Source organism: Enterobacter sichuanensis, assembly GCF_002939185.1.
Classification (GTDB): domain Bacteria; phylum Pseudomonadota; class Gammaproteobacteria; order Enterobacterales; family Enterobacteriaceae; genus Enterobacter; species Enterobacter sichuanensis.
The window spans coordinates 68119-84954 of the sequence record NZ_POVL01000004.1; the positions used below are offsets into that span (position 1 = coordinate 68119).

Here is a 16836-nt window from a genome sequence, read left to right on the forward strand (position 1 = left end):
ATTTGCTTTATCATACTCGTCATTCGATAGCGAGCCTAACACTCTGGCACGCAAACAGGCAGGATTAACGCTGGTACTGCGCAGATGAGTAAGATAGTCTCTGAGCGTTTGTAAGCCGTAGCCACTGATGACGGAACAATAAAATACAACGTATGAAAAAACGTATCCCCACCCTCCTGGCCACAATGATTGGCTCCGCCCTGTACAGTCAACAGGGGCTGGCGGCCGATCTCGCCTCGCAATGTATGCTTGGCGTCCCAGGCTATAATCGTCCACTGGTGAAGGGCGATACAAATAGCTTGCCGGTAACCATTACTGCCGACAGTTCGAAAGGTACCTATCCTGACAATGCCACGTTTACGGGCAATGTGGATATTAACCAGGGCAACAGCCGCCTGCAGGCAGATGAAGTGCAGTTGCACCAGAAGCAGCCGGAAGGTGCGGCCGAGCCGGTACGAACGGTGGATGCGCTGGGTAATGTGCACTATGACGACAATCAGGTCATCCTGAAAGGTCCGAAAGCCTGGTCAAACCTGAACACCAAAGACACTAACGTCTGGGAAGGTGATTACCAGATGGTGGGTCGTCAGGGGCGTGGTAATGCAGACCTGATGAAACAGCGCGGTGAAAACCGTTATACGATCCTGGAAAATGGCTCCTTTACCTCCTGTCTGCCGGGTTCTAATACCTGGAGCGTGGTCGGAAGCGAGGTTATCCACGACCGTGAAGAGCAGGTCGCAGAGATCTGGAACGCCCGCTTCAAGCTGGGTCCGGTGCCCGTTTTCTACAGCCCTTATCTGCAGCTTCCTGTCGGTGACAAACGTCGCTCAGGCTTCCTGATCCCGAATGCCAAATACAGCACCTCGAACTATTTTGAGTTCTACCTGCCGTATTACTGGAACATCGCGCCCAACATGGACGCGACGATCACGCCGCACTATATCCATAAGCGCGGCAACGTCATGTGGGAGAACGAGTTCCGCTACCTGACCCAGGCGGGTACAGGCCTGATGGAGCTCGATTATCTGCCGTCAGATAAAGTCTTCCAGGATGAGCATCCGACCGAAGGCGATAAACATCGTTGGTTGTACTACTGGCGCCATGCGGGTGTGATGGATCAGGTCTGGCGTTTTAACGTCGACTACACCAAGGTCAGCGATCCTTACTACTTCAACGACTTTGACTCCAAATACGGTTCAAGTACCGATGGTTATGCGACGCAGAAATTCAGCGTTGGCTATGCTCTTCAAAACTTTAACGCCACGGTCTCAACGAAACAGTTCCAGGTCTTTAGTACCCAGACGCGAAGCACTTACGGCGCAGAGCCGCAGCTGGATGTGAACTGGTATCAGAACGATGTTGGGCCATTTGACACCCGCGTTTACGCGCAGGCGGTACATTTCGTGAATACCAACTCGGATATGCCGGAAGCCACACGTATCCACCTGGAGCCGACCATCAACCTGCCGTGGTCTAACGACTGGGCAAGCCTGAACACAGAAGCCAAGCTGATGGCGACACACTATCAGCAGAAAAATGTGGATGATTACAACGCCACTAACAACACCGATCTTCAGGAATCGGTTAACCGTACCCTTCCGCAATTTAAAATGGACGGTAAGCTGATCTTTGAACGTGATATGGGGTTACTGGCTGATGGCTATACGCAAACGCTGGAACCGCGGATGCAGTATCTCTACGTTCCGTATCGCGACCAGAGCAAAATCCAGAACTACGACTCGTCCTTCCTGCAGTCTGACTACAGCGGCCTGTTCCGTGACCGTACCTACGGCGGTCTTGACCGTATTGCCTCCGCTAACCAGTTAACGACCGGTGTCACAACGCGCGTATATGATGACGCTGCCGTTGAACGTTTTAACGTTTCTGTTGGTCAAATCTACTATTTCACCGAGTCTCGCACCGGTGATGACAACATTAACTGGGAGAAAGACAACAAGACCGGTTCCCTGGTCTGGGCGGGCGATACCTACTGGCGCATGACGGACCGCTGGGGCTTACGCGGTGGGCTGCAGTACGATACGCGTCTCGACAACATTGCGACCAGCAGTGCGGCAATTGAGTACCGTCGTGATGAAGACCGTATGGTGCAGCTGACGTACCGTTATGCCAGCCCGGAATATATCCAGGCGACATTGCCAGACTATGCGAACAGAGAACAGTATAAAGACGGTATTTCGCAGGTCGGTGGCGCAGCAAGCTGGCCTATCGCCGACCGTTGGTCAATCGTAGGTGCTTACTACTTTGACACCAACACCAGTAAGCCTGCCGACCAAATGGTCGGTTTGCAATATAACTCCTGCTGTTACGCGCTGCGCGTCGGTTACGAACGTAAGCTTAACGGCTGGAATACTGACAACAATCAGAGCAAATACGATAACGTGATTGGCTTCAATGTCGAGCTGCGCGGCCTGAGCTCCAACTATGGCCTGGGCACGCAGCAGATGCTGCGCTCGAACATTCTGCCTTACCGCAGTTCCTTGTAATGTGCTTGATTTGCAACGTAATCCGCTTTGCGGTTAATTGAAATGGAAAAAGTATGAAGAACTGGAAAACGCTGCTGCTCGGTGTCGCTATGGTTGCGAATACCAGCTTCGCGGCCCCCCAGGTTGTTGATAAAGTCGCCGCTGTGGTTAACAACGGCGTTGTACTCGAAAGTGACGTTGACGGTCTGATGAAGTCGGTGAAGCTCAATTCCGGCGAAGCAGGTCAGCAGCTGCCGGATGACGCCACATTGCGCCACCAGATCCTGGAGCGTCTGATCATGGATCAGATCGTTTTGCAGATGGGTCAGAAAATGGGCGTGAAGGTCACTGACGAGCAACTCGATCAGGCCATCGCTAACATCGCGAAGCAGAACAATATGTCTTTAGACCAGATGCGCAGCCGTCTGGCCTATGACGGTATCAGTTATGCCACCTACCGTAACCAGATCCGTAAAGAGATGCTGATTTCAGAAGTGCGTAACAATGAAGTGCGTCGCCGCGTCACGATCCTGCCGCAGGAAGTGGACGCGCTGGCAAAACAGATGGGCAACCAGAATGACGCCAGTACAGAGCTGAACCTGAGCCACATTCTGATCCCGCTTCCTGAGAATCCAACCTCCGACCAGGCTGCGGAAGCCGAAAGCCAGGCGCGTTCCATTGTCGAGCAGGCGCGTAATGGCGGTGACTTCGGCAAGCTGGCCATTACCTACTCCGCTGACCAGCAGGCGCTGAAAGGCGGCCAGATGGGCTGGGGTCGTATTCAGGAGCTGCCTTCCATCTTCGCCCAGGCACTGAGCACCGCGAAGAAAGGTGATATCGTCGGTCCAATCCGTTCAGGTGTGGGCTTCCATATTCTGAAAGTGAACGATCTGCGTGGACAGAGCCAGAGTATTTCCGTCACCGAAGTGCATGCTCGCCACATTCTTCTGAAACCGTCACCGATCATGACTGACGATCAGGCTCGTGCAAAGCTTGAGCAGATTGCTGCTGACATTAAGAGCGGTAAAACCTCGTTTGCAAATGCGGCAAAAGAGTTTTCTCAGGATCCCGGCTCTGCTAACCAGGGTGGCGATCTGGGTTGGGCGGCTGCAGATATTTACGATCCTGCGTTCCGTGATGCCCTGATGAAGCTGAACAAAGGCCAGATCAGTGCGCCAGTACACTCTTCATTTGGCTGGCACCTCATCGAGCTGATGGACACCCGTAACGTGGATAAAACCGATGCGGCGCAGAAAGACAGAGCCTACCGTATGCTGTTTAACCGTAAGTTCTCTGAAGAAGCGGCAACCTGGATGCAGGAACAACGCGCCAGCGCTTACGTAAAAATTCTGAGCAACTAATGAAACAGCATCGTGTTGTGATCACGCCCGGCGAACCCGCCGGGATTGGGCCTGACCTCGTCGTTCAGCTTGCCCAGCGCAGCTGGCCGGTGGAGCTGGTCGTCTGCGCTGATGCAACACTGTTACAAGACCGGGCAACGCTGCTCGGTCTGCCTTTAACGCTCATCCCCTACGTTGAAGGCCAACAGCCTGCACCACAGCAAGCCGGTACGCTCACGCTCCTTCCTGTTCCCCTGCGTACACCTGTTATTCCGGGCCAGCTCAGCACGGAAAACGGTCACTATGTCGTTGAAACTCTTGCGCGCGCCTGCGACGGTTGTCTGAAGGGTGAATTTGCTGCCCTGATTACCGGCCCGGTCCACAAAGGCGTCATTAACGAAGCGGGTATTCCCTTTACCGGGCATACAGAGTTTTTTGAAGAGCGCTCGCACAGCCCGAAAGTCGTCATGATGCTGGCAACGGAGGCGATGCGTGTTGCGCTTGTCACAACCCATCTGCCCATCAAGGCCATTCCGGATGCCATTACCCCGGAACTGCTGCGGGAGATCATCGGGATCCTGCATCATGATCTGCAAACCAAATTCGGCATCAAGCAGCCGCACGTTCTGGTTTGCGGCCTGAATCCGCACGCCGGTGAAGGCGGGCATATGGGTACCGAAGAGATCGACACCATTATTCCGGTCCTTGAAGAAATGCGCGCAAAAGGGATGCACTTAAGCGGGCCGCTGCCTGCTGATACCCTTTTCCAGCCGAAATACCTGGATAATGCCGACGCCGTGCTCGCGATGTACCACGATCAAGGCCTGCCCGTGCTAAAATACCAGGGCTTTGGCCGCGGGGTGAATATCACTCTCGGTTTACCCTTTATTCGAACGTCCGTTGACCACGGTACTGCGCTGGATCTGGCAGGCCAGGGAAAAGCGGATGTCGGCAGTTTTATTACGGCGCTTAATCTCGCCATCAAAATGATTGTTAATACTCAATGACTAATCGAGTCCATCAGGGCCACTTAGCCCGTAAACGTTTCGGGCAAAACTTCCTTAACGATCAGTTCGTGATCGAAAACATTGTCTCGGCTATCAACCCGCAAAAAGGTCAGGCGATGGTCGAAATCGGCCCGGGTCTTGCCGCACTGACCGAGCCGGTCGGCGAACGCCTTGACGCACTGACCGTCATCGAACTGGACCGCGATCTGGCCGCACGCCTGCAAACGCACCCGTTCCTTGGGCCGAAGCTGACCATTTATCAGCAGGATGCCATGACCATGAACTTTGGCGAGCTGTCAGAGAAAATGGGTCAGCCGCTGCGCGTGTTCGGCAACCTGCCGTACAACATTTCCACCCCGCTGATGTTCCACCTGTTTAGCTATACTGATGCCATTGCCGACATGCACTTCATGTTGCAAAAAGAGGTTGTGAACCGTCTGGTTGCAGGCCCGAACAGTAAAGCGTATGGTCGTTTAAGCGTGATGGCGCAATATTACTGCAACGTGATCCCGGTTCTCGAAGTTCCGCCATCCGCCTTTACGCCACCACCGAAAGTGGATTCTGCGGTTGTACGCCTGGTGCCGCATAAAACGAAACCGTACCCGGTAAAAGATCTGCGTGTACTGAGCCGCATCACCACAGAAGCCTTTAATCAGCGCCGGAAAACGATCCGCAACAGTCTGAGCAATTCGTTCACCGTTGAGGTGTTAGCGGAACTGGGGATCGACCCGGCAATGCGAGCGGAAAACATTTCCGTAGAGCAGTACTGCAAGCTGGCTAATTACATCAGCGAAAATGCGCCGCCGAAGGAGAGTTAAGCCATGATTGATTCGCCCCGCGTATGTGTCCATGTACAAAGCGTCTATGTTGAATCGCAATCCTCGCCGGATGAAGAACGTTTTGTCTTTGCTTACACTGTGACCATTCGTAACCTGGGGCGGGTGCCTGTGCAGCTGCGTGGGCGCTACTGGCTTATTACCAACGGCAATGGCCGCGAAATCGAAGTTCAGGGAGAAGGTGTGGTCGGTGAACAACCCCACATCGCCCCTGGTGAAGAGTATCAGTACACCAGCGGTGCAGTGATTGAAACGCCGATGGGTACCATGCAAGGCCATTATGAAATGGTCGACGTCGATGGCAATGGATTCCGCGTTGCCATTCCTGTGTTCCGTCTCGCCGTTACAACACTCATTCATTAATCTAATGTCTACATATCTGATTGGCGACGTTCACGGTTGCTACGATGAACTGATCGCATTATTAAAACAGGTCGACTTTACGCCAGGGCAGGACACGCTCTGGCTGACGGGCGATCTGGTCGCGCGTGGCCCTGGCTCACTGGAGGTTCTGCGCTTCGTAAAATCACTCGGCGACAGTGTACGCATGGTGCTGGGCAATCACGATCTGCATCTGCTGGCGGTCTTCGCCGGGATCAGTCGCAACAAGCCTAAAGATCGCCTCACTCCGCTGCTGGATGCGCCGGACGCCGACGATCTGATTAACTGGCTGCGCCGTCAGCCCTTGCTGCAGATCGACGAAGAGAAAAAGCTGGTCATGGCGCATGCCGGGATCACGCCACAATGGGATCTGGAGACGGCGAAAACCTGTGCGCGTGACGTGGAGGCAGTGCTGGCGAGCGACTCCTATCCTTTCTTCCTTGATGCCATGTACGGCGATATGCCGAACCACTGGAGCGAGGATCTCAGCGGCCTGGCCCGTCTGCGCTTTATCACCAACGCCTTCACCCGGATGCGTTTCTGCTTCCCGAACGGGCAACTGGACATGTATTCCAAAGAGACGCCGGAAAGCGCGCCAGCCCCGCTCAAGCCGTGGTTTGCCATTCCGGGGCCGGTGACAAGCGAGTACAGCGTGGTATTTGGTCACTGGGCGGCACTTGAAGGAAAAGGGACACCGGAGGGGATCTACGGTCTGGATACCGGATGCTGCTGGGGTGGAGAGTTAACCTGTCTGCGCTGGGAAGATAAAGCTTACTTTGTTCAGCCATCCAACCGACAGCTGGACTTAGGGGAAGACGAGGCCGTTGCCTCCTGATACGTCATTCCCTCTCCCGGCCGGGAGAGGGAAAAATCACTTAACGACGTTCCAGAATCTCGAAGCAGTAGCTGTGGGAGTTCTGAGCATCCGCGTCGTGGAATTCGCTGAATACGGATTCCCACTCGTCCGGATCGTAGTCCGGGAAATGGGTATCCCCTTCCACTTCCGCATCAATGTGGGTCAGATACAGCTTCTGCGCTTTTGGCAGGAACTGCTCGTATACACGCCCACCGCCAATCACCATGATCTCTTCGGCATTGCCACACGCAGCAATCGCCTCGTCGACAGATTTTACCCATTCGACGCGATCGTCAGTGCCTGGCTGGCTACTGATAACGATATTCTTCCGGCCCGGCAATGGACGACCAATCGACTCCCAGGTCAGGCGGCCCATCACTACCGGCTTGTTTAACGTAGTACGTTTAAACCATGCAAGATCGGCAGGCAGGTTCCACGGCATGGCATTTTCCATACCGATAACGCGGTCCACCGCCAGCGCTGCAATCAGACTGATCATTGAAAATTTCCCGGATGCAAAAAATTGCCGCCACTATACGGAAAGCTTAATCTTTCGTCGACTGGCGGCAGGGTAAAGATAAAGAAATTTTTTATTATTGCTGGCAACTCCACTTCACGCGGAAGGTTTACTCTCAGGCTCATCAGCCGGATCGCCGGTATGCTTGCCCTCTTCCGTGCCCTGCCAGCCATGACGCTGGATCAGCGACAGATGATTGCGGTCCTCATTAATGATTTCCGTCAGCATCGCACTGGTGCGTTTGAACACGGCCGCGCGCTCCGTGGCCGAGCTGCCAGCCATTGCCGCCATCTCTTCCACCATCCCGGTATTAAAGCGGCGGAACAAGTCTGCACGCTCGCGCGCTTCATACGCGCCGAGCCCCAGATTTTCCAGCGCCATACGGCCAGATTTCAGCGCACCTTCAAATGTTTCACGCTCCGGTGCTTCTACCCCCGCCTGCCGCAGCCGGATATAGTGATCTACATCGCGGGCGCGGGAGATAATGGTCAGCGCCGGGAAGTGCTCTTTGACCAGTTCCACCATCTGCATGCTGGTTTCCGGATCGTCAATGGCGTTAATCAGTACCTCGGCTTTTGCCGCGCCAGCAGATTCCAGCAGATCGACGCGCGTTGCGTCGCCGTAAAAGACTTTCATGTCGAACTTACGCAGGGTATCGACATGGTCGGGATCGTGATCGAGGATGACCATTTTCACGCCGCTCGACAGCAGTAAACGTCCCACGATCTGCCCATAGCGACCAAATCCGGCGATGATCACGCGCGGCTGCTCCTCGTCGATCTCATCAGCTTCGCGCTCCTGTTCGCTGCCCGATTTTTCCAGGCGCGTCAGTACGACCAGCAGGACGGGCGTCGCCGCCATCGACAGGGCGACCGCCAGCGTCAGGGCTTTCGCCCACTCCGGATCGAGAACATTTGCCATCTGCGCTGCGCCGAAGACCACGAACGCAAATTCGCTCCCCTGCCCCAGCAGAACCGCAAACCAGCTGCGCTGCTTATTTGGCACCTTCAGCGGACGCGCAATCAGCCACAGCATCGCCATTTTAATGACCAGGAAGCCGACAAGCAGGATGACAATACGCAGCGGGTGCGTCACCAGCGTGCCGAAGTCAACGGACATCCCCACGCCGATGAAAAACAGCCCCAGCAGCAACCCTTTGAACGGCTCGATATCGCTTTCCAGCGCGTGACGATATTCAGAACTCGCCAGCAGAACGCCGGCGAGGAACGCCCCCATCGCCATTGACAGCCCGGCCTCTTCCAGCAGCAGACCAAAGCCAAACACCAGGAACAGCGCCACGGCGCTGAACACTTCGCGCAAACCGGAGCGGGCAACAAACCGCAGCAGCGGACGGGTGACATAGCGTCCAAGCAGAACCACCAGCGCCAGCGCACCCACCACTTTCAGTGCGGACAGCGCGAAAGCGCCCAGCGTCGTCGAGGACCCACTGGCCGCCAGCAACGGGATCATCGCCACCAGCGGAATAGCGGCAATGTCCTGGAACAGCAGCACCGAGAACGCGCTGCGCCCCATCTGCGAAACCGTCAAATTGCGCTCGTTCATCGCCTGCATGGCAATCGCCGTCGAGGAGAGCGCCAGCGTCATGCCGATAAGCTCTGCCACTTTCCAGTCCATTCCCAGCAGGATACAGAACCCACCCAGCAGCAGGCCGCAGGCCACCATCTGTAACGCCCCACCACCAAATACCGAAGCGCGAAGTTTCCACAGGCGCTGCGGATCGAGTTCCAGGCCAATCACAAAGAGCATCAGCACGACGCCAATCTCTGCGAAATGGAGAATCGCCTCGGCATCCGTCACCAGACGAAAGCCCCAAGGACCAATAACGCAGCCCGCAATCAGGTAGCCAAGAACAGAACCCAGCCCCAGGCGAACCGCGACAGGCACAATCAGCGCCGCCGCGCCGAGGTAAATCAGCGCCTGTATTAGCGTATGGCTATCCATGATGCGTCTCCTGCCATTCAAGTAAGCGTTGTTTATAATGACGAGCCTGCGCCTGCAGCGTTTCATCATCGCAGACAAACGTACAGTGCATCGCAAATGGCGGGAGCCAGTTCAGACCGCAGTAGAGCGCCGTCGCCTGCAGCGGCTGCGCCAGGACGTCAAACCCCGGGAAGGTGCCAATATCAAAATGGCTTTCCCCGCCGCCGGTGGTAACCGCCCACATCAGGCTTTTCCCTTTTAGCGCATGGCCATTGTGACCATACGCCCAGCCGTGGGAGAACACTTTATCAATCCACAGTTTCAGGAGCGGGGGCGTGCTGTACCACTGCATGGGATGCTGCCAGACGATCAGATCGGCACGGGAAAGCGCCTCCTGCTCGGCGGCGATATCGATATTAAAATCGGGATAGAGTTGATACAGGGAACGTATCTCTACGTTATCAAGCGTCCTTACCTGCTCAAGCATCCGCTTATTCGCATGCGAGTGTTGCGGATAAGGATGGGCGTAAATTATCAGAATCATCAATGGGCCTGCGTTGACTGGCTTATCTCTCTTGTAGGTGTGAGTGTAGACAGTTAACCAGCCTGCTGAAAGTGTTGATTGGCATCGCAGATGCAAAACGCAAGTATTGCTACTCACGGCGCCCCATTCACATGATTATGCCAGCACTTATCTGAACATCGTTAATCTTATTAACCTCACCAATAAATGACTCTTTTTCATTTGCACATATGAAATATTAAGAATAATTAAAATCGCATTTTAATAAATAGATGTATACATAACCCATTGAAAATATAATAATTTAACCCCTTTCCGAATAACAACTCTCTTTAAAAGAGAACATACTTCTTTGTTCTTCAACTTTCATTTTAAATGGATGTGAATATGAGTGACAAACACCACATATTAAACAGGACAACCCAATTACTGGGAAAGTTATTTCCCGTCCTGTTAGTTTTTACGCCAATAATAAGCCATGCAGTAACCATTGATCAGTCGACTTCTGTCCCGCAAGATTTTTCCTCAGAATCTGAATATATCATTAATAAAAACGTCACGATTTCCTCTCTTGATAATGTTGCCGCAGTAACTGTTTCTGGTATGGACGTTACCTCTGTCACCAATAAAGGAAAAATCACCGCAAAAGCGGACGGACTTGATATTAATACTAACGCACAGCGTGTTGTGATTAACAACGAGGAGGGGGCAACTATTTCCTCAACAACCGCAAACGCACTAAACATTCAATCCATGCAGGGCGAACTTAATAACAAAGGAAGTATCATTGGTTTTGAAAATGGTATTTATATTGATGAAGAGTCCTCAGCAGTAAATATTTCAAACAGCGCAACAGGCCTTATTGAAGGCAAGACGGGTATGCTGGTGAACATCGGCACGCCCATTAATAACGAGGGTTCTATCAAAGGCACTCAAAATGATGGAATTGCCCTAAGTGACGGAAACTCGAAAATTATCAATAGTGGTATTATTGATGGTTATCAGAATGGTATTAACGTCATGGGCTCATCCAAAATTGAGATCATTAATACTGGTTCAATTGGCGGCGGTAGTACCGCAATCCTGTTCGCCAGCAACAAAAATAATACACTGACGCTTAACACAGGATCGTCACTGTCAGGTGATGTCATTTCTACCCTCTCAAAAGGGAACATCCTTAGGCTTGTGGGAACCGGCGCCGAGGACAGCAATTTCATTGGGCTAAACGAAGGTGACGGTTTCGCTTCTCTTACTATGGACGGTGAAGACTGGACGCTCACTGGTGATGTCGACATTATCGGCACGGGTGATTCACTGCAGGTCAATAGCGGCAATCTGACCCTGGCTGGAACCGTCGCAAATGCGGGGAACACGCTGATCGCTGAAAAAGCGGTTCTGCAGTTGGGTAATGGCGAAAGCGTCGCAAACCTGAGTGGGGGACTCACGAATAACGGCTCGGTTATCTTCAACCAGGGCGATAATTTCACCTTCACCACTAACATGACCGGCAGCGGGAGTGTTGAAAAAAGGGATTCGCATACGCTGACGTTGACCGGTAACAACAGCTATAGCGGTGATACTACCCTGTATAGCGGCACCACGCTGGTCGCGTCCGGTGCGACCCTGGGCGTTGAAAACAGTCATGCCACGGTGACCGTGCAGAGCGGAGCAACGTTTGCCACGGCAGGGACGGTATACGATAACATCTCTATTCTTGGCGGCGGCACGCTGGCTGCATGGAATGCCATTCAGGGCAACCCGACATTGCGCAACTCGGGCGCGGATACCATCAACGGCAACGTGACCAACAGCGGTACGCTTTTACTGAGCGCAGCGGATAATTCAGTCGGCAACGACTTTACCATCAATGGAGATTATATCGGCACTGCGGGGAGCCAAATCGTATTGAACAGCACGCTGGGCGCGGATGATGCACCTACCGATCATCTTACGATTACGGGCAGCAGCTTTGGGCAGTCAGGCGTTTCTGTCACCAATATGGGTGGGTTAGGCGCTCAAACGGTCAATGGCATGGAAATTGTCAGCGTGAATGGAAGCTCTGAAGCGCAGTTGACGCTTGCCAAACCCGTCGTTGCCGGCGCGTGGGAATATAATCTTTATCAACACAGTAATGGCAACTGGTATCTGGAATCGAAGGCTTCGCCTTCCGACGATCCGGCTGACGATCCCGATAACGGAGATAACGGCGGCAATGGTGACAACGGCGACAACGGAAGCAACGGCGACAACGGCAGCAACGGCAGCAACGGCGACAACGGAGACAACGGAGACAACGGAGACAACGGTGGTAGCGGTGACAACGGCGGCAATGGAGACAACGGCGGTAATGGCAGTAACAATAGCCCTGAAGTCATGGCTCCGGAAGTCGGCGCATATTTAGGCAACTACCTTGCTGCTCAAAGCATGTTCCTCCACAAGCGCGACGATCGCGATCAAATCACCTTCCGCAATGAAGATAACCTCAATACCTGGATGTACGTAAAGGGCCGCTATCATGAAAACGACGCAGGTGGCGACAGAGTCAATTATGACACCACCACTACCGTGCTTCAGATAGGCAGCGATTTCATGAGCAAGCCACTGGATAACGGTATCCTGCGGGCGGGCGGCATGTTTGGTGCGGGTCAGGCAAAAACCCACTCGGAGGCCAGACACAATGTGCGTGATGCGCAGGGTAAAGTCGACGGCTTCAATGCAGGTTTATACGCCACCTGGCAGGAAGATCAGAACTTACGCCTTGGCAGCTACATTGATACCTGGGCCGCCTATAGCTGGTACAACAATAAAGTGACCAGCAACCGTAATGACGAAGATTACGACAGTGAAGGTTTCGCTGCCTCTGTCGAAGTGGGTCATGCGTGGGTGATTAATTCAGAAAATGAGCGCACCTGGAAAATCGAGCCTCAGGCGCAGTTCGTTTACAGCTACCTTGATCAGGAAAACCATACCGACCGTGACGGCGTCCGGGTGACAACCCTGGACAACGACGGTCTGTTTGGTCGTCTGGGCGTCAAATCAAGTTACTTCCAGCAGAAGGATGTCAAAGCCTGGCAGCCGTACGTTGCCGTGAACTGGCTGAAAGGCGCGGGTCAAAACGATATGGCGTTTAACGGTGAAACTGTCAGCAACGACACGCCGGAAGATCGTGGCCAGCTAGAGCTGGGCGTTACCGGGAATTTGAACGAGACTACCACGGTTTCTCTGCGGGCCAGCGGCGAATGGGGTGAAAACAGTTATGCTGCCTATGGCGGTCATATTCTGTTGAACCACCGCTGGTAAGTGTTCCTGAAAGGCTAAAAGCCGTGGCATTTGCCACGGCTTTTTTATTAGTTATCCAGTTCGCCCATGGATTTCACCTGGTCACGGTTAATCTGCTCGGTTTGACCGGTTTCGGCGTTTTTATACGACACCAGACCGGTATCGTCATCCACCTGCGGTTTGCCGTCGGTAACAATGGTTTTGCCATCGGTCGTTTTTACAGCCTGGTTGGATGAACAGCCCGCAACGGTAAACAATGTTGTGGCAGACAGAAGAGTAGCGATCAGTAATTTATTTTGCATGGTGTTTTCCCCTGCTCTCAGTTGAATTTCGTTATCGACCTAACAATTTTAGGCTAACTGACTGAATGCGGATGGAAAACCAGAAGGTTCTGAAGAGAGGGAGAGTGCCCGGCAACGCTACGCCGCCGGGCATGTGAACTTACTTATTAATCTGCGCGTGCATTTCCTGAACCGAAATCACCTTCTCGGTGGCATCCGCATTCAGCGCCATGGCCGTCGCGAAACCGCCGTTCAGGGTGGTGTCGTAGTGCACTTTATACTGCAGCGCGCTGCGGCGAATCAGTTTGGAGTCTTCAATCGCCTGGCGGCCCGCAGTGGTGTTGATGATGTAGGTATATTCGCCATTCTTGATGCGATCCTGAATGTGCGGACGACCTTCATGCACCTTGTTCACCAGACGCGGGTTAATACCGGCTTCACCCAGCACAATCGCCGTACCGTGAGTGGCATCCAGCTCGAAGCCCTGCTTAAGCAGCTTGGCAGCCAGGTCAACCACGCGCTCTTTATCGCCTTCGCGAACGGAGAGCAGCGCACGGCCAGATTTCTTCATGGTGGAGTTACTGCCCAGCTGCGCCTTCGCGAATGCTTCAGCAAAGGTGCGGCCCACGCCCATCACTTCCCCGGTAGAGCGCATCTCTGGCCCTAACAGCGGGTCAACGCCCGGGAATTTGTTGAATGGCAGAACCACTTCTTTCACCGAGTAGTACGGCGGAATGATCTCTTTGGTTACGCCCTGCTGAGCCAGCGTCTGGCCCGCCATCACGCGTGCCGCCACTTTCGCCAGCGGAATACCCGTGGCTTTGGAGACAAACGGGACGGTACGCGCCGCACGCGGGTTCACTTCAATCAGGTAAACTTCGTTGTCTTTCACCGCAAACTGAACGTTCATCAGACCACGAACCTGCAGTTCGAAGGCCAGCTTCTGTACCTGCTGGCGCATCACATCCTGAATTTCCTGACTCAGGGTGTACGCTGGCAGAGAACAGGCAGAGTCACCGGAGTGTACGCCCGCCTGCTCGATGTGCTCCATGATGCCGCCAATCAGCACCATTTCGCCGTCGCAGATGGCGTCAACGTCCACTTCCACCGCATCGTCGAGGAAGCGGTCGAGCAGAACTGGCGCATCGTTGGAGACGCTCACCGCCGTCTGGAAGTAGCGACGCAGGTCTGCTTCGTCATAGACGATTTCCATCGCGCGGCCGCCCAGTACGTAGGAAGGACGTACCACCAGCGGATAGCCAATCTCTTTCGCCTTCTCAACAGCCTGTTCAATGGCCGTTACGGTGGCGTTCGCCGGCTGCTTCAGCTTCAGACGATCAACCGCCTGCTGGAAACGCTCGCGGTCTTCCGCACGGTCAATCGCGTCCGGGCTGGTACCGATAACCGGTACGCCAGCGGCTTCCAGGGCGCGCGCCAGCTTCAGTGGGGTCTGGCCACCGTACTGCACGATAACGCCTTTTGGCTTCTCGATACGCACGATTTCCAGCACGTCTTCCAGGGTAACGGGCTCGAAGTAGAGGCGATCAGAAGTGTCATAGTCGGTAGAGACCGTTTCCGGGTTACAGTTGACCATGATGGTCTCATAACCGTCTTCGCGCAGCGCCAGCGAAGCGTGCACGCAGCAGTAGTCGAACTCGATGCCCTGGCCGATACGGTTTGGACCACCGCCCAGCACCATAATCTTGTCACGGTCAACGGACGGGTTCGCTTCGCACTCGTCTTCATAGGTGGAGTACATGTACGCGGTGTCGGTCGAGAATTCCGCCGCACAGGTATCCACTCGCTTGTAGACCGGATGCAGGTCATACTGATCACGCAGCTTGCGGATTTCCGCTTCACGTACGCCCGCCAGTTTCGCCAGGCGCGCATCGGCGAAGCCTTTACGCTTCAGCATACGCAGGAAGTCCGCATCCAGACCGTTAATACCCAGCTCTGCTACTTTCTCTTCGAGACGTACCAGCTCTTCAATCTGCACCAGGAACCAGCGGTCAATGTTGGTCAGGTTGAATACGCCGTCGACGGAGAGGCCTGCACGGAAGGCATCGGCGATGTACCAGATACGCTCCGCGCCCGCGTCTTTCAGCTCGCGGCGGATTTTGGTCAGTGCTTCCGGGTCGTCCAGACTCACTTTCGGATCGAAACCGGTCGCCCCCACTTCCAGGCCGCGCAGCGCTTTCTGCAGGGACTCCTGCTGCGTGCGGCCAATCGCCATCACTTCACCGACAGATTTCATCTGAGTGGTCAGACGGTCGTTCGCGCCGGCGAATTTCTCGAAGTTGAAGCGAGGAATTTTGGTCACAACGTAGTCGATGGACGGTTCGAAGGACGCAGGCGTGCGGCCACCGGTGATGTCGTTCATCAGCTCGTCAAGGGTATACCCCACCGCCAGCTTCGCTGCTACTTTGGCAATCGGGAAGCCGGTCGCTTTGGAGGCCAGCGCGGAAGAACGGGACACGCGCGGGTTCATTTCGATAACGATCAGACGGCCGGTTTTCGGGTTCACCGAGAACTGCACGTTTGAGCCGCCGGTTTCCACGCCGATTTCACGCAGTACCGCCATCGAGGCGTTACGCATGATCTGATACTCTTTATCGGTCAGCGTCTGGGCTGGCGCAACGGTGATGGAGTCACCGGTGTGGATCCCCATCGCATCGAAGTTTTCGATGGAGCAGACGATGATGCAGTTGTCGTTTTTATCACGCACCACTTCCATCTCGTACTCTTTCCAGCCAATCAGCGATTCATCAATCAGCAGCTCTTTGGTTGGAGAGAGATCCAGACCGCGTTCGCAAATCTCTTCGAACTCTTCGCGGTTGTAGGCGATACCGCCGCCGGTGCCACCCATGGTGAAGGATGGACGGATGATGCACGGATAACCCACTTCAGCCGCGACGGCCAGCGCCTCTTCCATATTGTGAGCAATACCGGAACGCGCGGTGTCGAGGCCGATTTTCTTCATCGCCACGTCGAAACGGCGACGATCTTCGGCTTTATCAATCGCGTCGGCGGTCGCGCCAATCATGGTTACACCGAACTCGGCCAGCACGCCCTGACGCTCCAGCTCCAGCGCACAGTTCAGCGCCGTCTGGCCACCCATGGTTGGCAGCACCGCATCCGGGCGCTCTTTTTCAATAATTTTACGTACCACTTCCCAGTGAATCGGCTCGATGTAGGTTGCATCCGCCATTTCCGGGTCGGTCATGATGGTGGCCGGGTTCGAGTTCACCAGGATAACGCGGTAACCCTCTTCTCGCAGGGCTTTACACGCCTGCGCACCGGAGTAGTCGAATTCACAGGCCTGGCCGATGACGATCGGGCCAGCGCCAAGGATCAGGATGCTTTTTATGTCTGTACGTTTTGGCATTGTCTTC

The 16836-nt window shown here is 54.3% G+C and carries 12 protein-coding genes; 7 read left to right on the forward strand and 5 right to left on the reverse strand.

Features of this window, described 5'->3' with window-relative positions; translation table 11 throughout:
• Positions 1-152: 152 nt before the first annotated feature.
• Genes lptD through apaH form a run of 6 tightly spaced genes read left to right on the forward strand, consistent with a single transcriptional unit; the run spans position 153 to position 6882 of the window.
• On the forward strand, positions 153-2504 hold the full coding sequence (lptD, locus tag C5687_RS03285) for an LPS assembly protein LptD (protein WP_104556404.1): 2352 nt from the start codon (positions 153-155) through the stop codon (positions 2502-2504).
• Between the two features lie 53 nt (positions 2505-2557).
• On the forward strand, positions 2558-3844 hold the full coding sequence (gene surA, locus C5687_RS03290) for a peptidylprolyl isomerase SurA (RefSeq protein ID WP_104556405.1): 1287 nt from the start codon (positions 2558-2560) through the stop codon (positions 3842-3844).
• Positions 3844-4830 carry a 4-hydroxythreonine-4-phosphate dehydrogenase PdxA gene (gene pdxA, locus C5687_RS03295; RefSeq protein WP_047957732.1) on the forward strand — a complete coding sequence of 329 codons (987 nt, stop codon included), beginning with the start codon at positions 3844-3846 and terminating at the stop codon, positions 4828-4830. The genes surA and pdxA overlap by 1 nt, the downstream gene beginning before the upstream one ends.
• Entirely contained in the window at positions 4827-5648 is an 822-nt protein-coding gene (gene rsmA / locus C5687_RS03300) for a 16S rRNA (adenine(1518)-N(6)/adenine(1519)-N(6))-dimethyltransferase RsmA (RefSeq protein ID WP_104556406.1), read from the forward strand. The genes pdxA and rsmA overlap by 4 nt, the downstream gene beginning before the upstream one ends.
• 3 nt (positions 5649-5651) lie before the next feature.
• Complete coding sequence (apaG, locus tag C5687_RS03305; protein ID WP_025758021.1) at positions 5652-6029, forward strand: Co2+/Mg2+ efflux protein ApaG; 378 nt, start codon at positions 5652-5654, stop codon at positions 6027-6029.
• Positions 6030-6033: 4 nt separating this feature from the next.
• Positions 6034-6882 (forward strand): bis(5'-nucleosyl)-tetraphosphatase (symmetrical) ApaH, encoded by an 849-nt coding sequence (gene apaH, locus C5687_RS03310; RefSeq protein WP_025758022.1) that lies wholly within the window; start codon positions 6034-6036, stop codon positions 6880-6882.
• Between the two features lie 40 nt (positions 6883-6922).
• Here the strand turns inward: apaH and folA are convergent, their stop codons facing one another.
• From folA to kefF, 3 genes are all read right to left on the reverse strand, one after another.
• Positions 6923-7402, reverse strand: coding sequence for a type 3 dihydrofolate reductase (folA, locus tag C5687_RS03315; RefSeq protein ID WP_008502023.1), 480 nt, complete (start codon positions 7400-7402; stop codon positions 6923-6925).
• A 114-nt stretch (positions 7403-7516) separates the two neighbouring features.
• On the reverse strand, positions 7517-9382 hold the full coding sequence (gene kefC / locus C5687_RS03325) for a glutathione-regulated potassium-efflux system protein KefC (RefSeq protein WP_047957730.1): 1866 nt from the start codon (positions 9380-9382) through the stop codon (positions 7517-7519).
• Positions 9375-9905 (reverse strand): glutathione-regulated potassium-efflux system oxidoreductase KefF, encoded by a 531-nt coding sequence (kefF, locus tag C5687_RS03330; protein WP_025758024.1) that lies wholly within the window; start codon positions 9903-9905, stop codon positions 9375-9377. Before kefF ends, kefC begins: the two co-directional genes overlap by 8 nt.
• A gap of 366 nt (positions 9906-10271) precedes the next feature.
• Here kefF and C5687_RS03335 point away from each other — a divergent pair, with 366 nt between their 5' ends.
• Complete coding sequence (locus tag C5687_RS03335) at positions 10272-13184, forward strand: autotransporter family protein (RefSeq protein WP_104556407.1); 2913 nt, start codon at positions 10272-10274, stop codon at positions 13182-13184.
• Between the two features lie 47 nt (positions 13185-13231).
• Here C5687_RS03335 and C5687_RS03340 read toward each other — a convergent pair whose 3' ends face one another.
• On the reverse strand, positions 13232-13465 hold the full coding sequence (locus C5687_RS03340) for a YgdI/YgdR family lipoprotein (protein ID WP_059385877.1): 234 nt from the start codon (positions 13463-13465) through the stop codon (positions 13232-13234).
• Between the two features lie 139 nt (positions 13466-13604).
• Positions 13605-16829 carry a carbamoyl-phosphate synthase large subunit gene (gene carB, locus C5687_RS03345; RefSeq protein WP_025758027.1) on the reverse strand — a complete coding sequence of 1075 codons (3225 nt, stop codon included), beginning with the start codon at positions 16827-16829 and terminating at the stop codon, positions 13605-13607.
• Between the last annotated feature and the right edge of the window lie 7 nt (positions 16830-16836).

Coding starts and splice junctions, on each gene's coding strand:
- carB (WP_025758027.1), bottom strand. CDS start 16,829: ATGCCAAAACGTACAGACATAAAAAGCATCCTGATCCTTGGCGCTGGC.
- C5687_RS03340 (WP_059385877.1), bottom strand. CDS start 13,465: ATGCAAAATAAATTACTGATCGCTACTCTTCTGTCTGCCACAACATTG.
- surA (WP_104556405.1), top strand. CDS start 2,558: ATGAAGAACTGGAAAACGCTGCTGCTCGGTGTCGCTATGGTTGCGAAT.
- lptD (WP_104556404.1), top strand. CDS start 153: ATGAAAAAACGTATCCCCACCCTCCTGGCCACAATGATTGGCTCCGCC.
- folA (WP_008502023.1), bottom strand. CDS start 7,402: ATGATCAGTCTGATTGCAGCGCTGGCGGTGGACCGCGTTATCGGTATG.
- apaH (WP_025758022.1), top strand. CDS start 6,034: ATGTCTACATATCTGATTGGCGACGTTCACGGTTGCTACGATGAACTG.
- kefC (WP_047957730.1), bottom strand. CDS start 9,382: ATGGATAGCCATACGCTAATACAGGCGCTGATTTACCTCGGCGCGGCG.
- kefF (WP_025758024.1), bottom strand. CDS start 9,905: ATGATTCTGATAATTTACGCCCATCCTTATCCGCAACACTCGCATGCG.
- pdxA (WP_047957732.1), top strand. CDS start 3,844: ATGAAACAGCATCGTGTTGTGATCACGCCCGGCGAACCCGCCGGGATT.
- apaG (WP_025758021.1), top strand. CDS start 5,652: ATGATTGATTCGCCCCGCGTATGTGTCCATGTACAAAGCGTCTATGTT.
- rsmA (WP_104556406.1), top strand. CDS start 4,827: ATGACTAATCGAGTCCATCAGGGCCACTTAGCCCGTAAACGTTTCGGG.
- C5687_RS03335 (WP_104556407.1), top strand. CDS start 10,272: ATGAGTGACAAACACCACATATTAAACAGGACAACCCAATTACTGGGA.